This window comes from Kitasatospora sp. NPDC056181 (genome assembly GCF_042266225.1).
In the GTDB taxonomy this organism is placed as follows: domain Bacteria; phylum Actinomycetota; class Actinomycetes; order Streptomycetales; family Streptomycetaceae; genus Kitasatospora.
The window spans coordinates 1-1,729 of the sequence record NZ_JBHJUK010000329.1; the positions used below are offsets into that span (position 1 = coordinate 1).

Annotated in this window: 2 protein-coding genes and 1 pseudogene; 2 read left to right on the plus strand and 1 reads right to left on the minus strand. The window is 73.9% G+C overall.

Going from position 1 to position 1,729, the window contains the following annotated elements; all coding sequences use genetic code 11:
- Positions 1–14 precede the first annotated feature (14 nt).
- The gene (locus tag ACFC1F_RS43295) at positions 15–542 is read right to left on the minus strand and encodes a YybH family protein (protein WP_376167317.1); all 528 of its coding nucleotides are present in this window, start codon (positions 540–542) and stop codon (positions 15–17) included.
- 78 nt (positions 543–620) lie between these two features.
- On the opposite strand from ACFC1F_RS43295, the gene ACFC1F_RS43300 reads away from it, so the two are divergent.
- Both ACFC1F_RS43300 and ACFC1F_RS43305 read left to right on the plus strand, forming a co-directional pair.
- Entirely contained in the window at positions 621–965 is a 345-nt protein-coding gene (locus ACFC1F_RS43300) for a winged helix-turn-helix transcriptional regulator (RefSeq protein ID WP_376167319.1), read from the plus strand.
- A gap of 665 nt (positions 966–1,630) precedes the next feature.
- Positions 1,631–1,729, plus strand: a pseudogene (locus tag ACFC1F_RS43305) (FAD-dependent monooxygenase); the annotation flags it as partial.

Here is a 1,729-nt window from a genome sequence, read left to right on the forward strand (position 1 = left end):
GCCGGCGGCCGGTCTCAGGCAGGGCCGGCCGCCGCGGGTGCGTGCGCTGTTCCGGGTGCGTGGGCTGCTCCGGGTGCCTGCGCTGCTCCGGGTGCCTCAGGTACTGCAGTTGCCTCGGGCGCTCCGGGTACGTGGGTTGCCTCGGGTGCCCCGGCCGTGCCGAAGGGGTTGTCGATGACGTACCGCCACCGCCCGTCCTTCCCCCGGCGGGCCACGTCGGTCGCGGTGCCTTCGAGGTGGACGTCCTCGCCGTCCGGGGTCGTGCCCGAGATCGACCAGTCGACGATGAGCAGGGCGATGTCGTCCGCGACGTAGGTGTGGCGCGGGCGCACCGTGATGGGGAGGCCGAGGGCGAGGAACTCCGCGTTGGCAGCGGCGAGTTCCGGTCCGGTCACGGCCGTTCCGGGGGCGGGGACGAAAACGCCTCCCGGTTCGTAGACCCGCTGGACGGCGGCCGGGTCGCCCGTGCCGAAGGCGGCGGCGAAGACGGCCGGGTGTTGCCCGGGATCGGTGGTCAGGGTGACAGTGGCTTCATGCGTCATGAGGGCAGTGAATTCGGCGGCCGCGTAGGTCACCAAACGGAAAGCGACGCGGCGGACCGGTCCTGGGACACCGAGTTGGTGCCCGGCCTCCGGGGCCGGACGGCACGGCCGGAGGTGACCTGCCCGGTCGAGGTGGCCCTGGCCGCGGTGTCCGGGCGGTGGACGACCCTGCTGCTGCGGGAGCTGATGCACGGGCCGCTGTCCTTCGGCGAACTGCGCGCGCGGCTCCCGGAGATCAGCCCGAAGGTGCTCGCGGAGCGCCTGCGCACGCTGGAGGAGCGGGAGCTGGCCAGGTGCGAACGGCTGCGCGGCTTCCCGGTGCGCACGAGCTACCGGCTGACCGGGACCGGGCTGGCACTGCGACCGTTGCTCGTGGAGCTGTACCGGACGGGAACGGCGATCGGCACGCCCGGCCCGGGGTGAACTCCCGGACGGCGGTGAACTCCCGGACGGCAGTGAGCTCATGGACGGCAGTGAACTCATGGGAGTGCCACCGACAGCCCCCGGCCGCGGTGGATCCGGTCGTCCGGCATGATGGGTGCCGTACGAAGCGCCCCGGCCGGGCGCGCGTCGGACCGGGGAGGGCGGGCTGATGAGACGTCTGGCAGTGGCGGCGGCAGCGGGCGTGCTGACGGGACTGGTCGCGACAACCGGCTGCGGGAGCGTGAGCATCACCGGTGCCGGCGGCGGGACGGCAGCTCCCACCGCCTCGGGGGCCACCGCGTCCGGGTCCGTCCCGCCCGACTACGCCGAGCAGCGCCGGCAGGGCCTCGCCGAGCACGACCGGCTCTTCCCCCAGGTGGCGGCGCTGGGCTGCGCGTCCGCACGGCCGAGCCCCTCCGCCGACGGCACGGGCACCGCCCCGGCCGAGCCGGCCGACCCCTGGGCGGCCAAGCACGCCGAGAACTCGATGTACAAGCAGATGGTGGTCCTCGACGCGGTGGACCGCTGCCGGGGCGAGGCACACAGCAAGCGCATCTCCGCCGCCGTCAGGGCCCGCGCCGCCGCATCACCACTCTCCCAGGACGACGTCCACGGCATCCTGGAGTCGCTCGGCTACCCGCGCAACAGCGCCCAGGTCAACCTCTCGGGCGGTGGTGCTCGACAGGATGGCCGAGCCGTTCGAGTTCGTCAGGGCGCTGGGCCTGCACGCGCGCAGCATCGAGGTGATGGACCAGCGCGGCCTG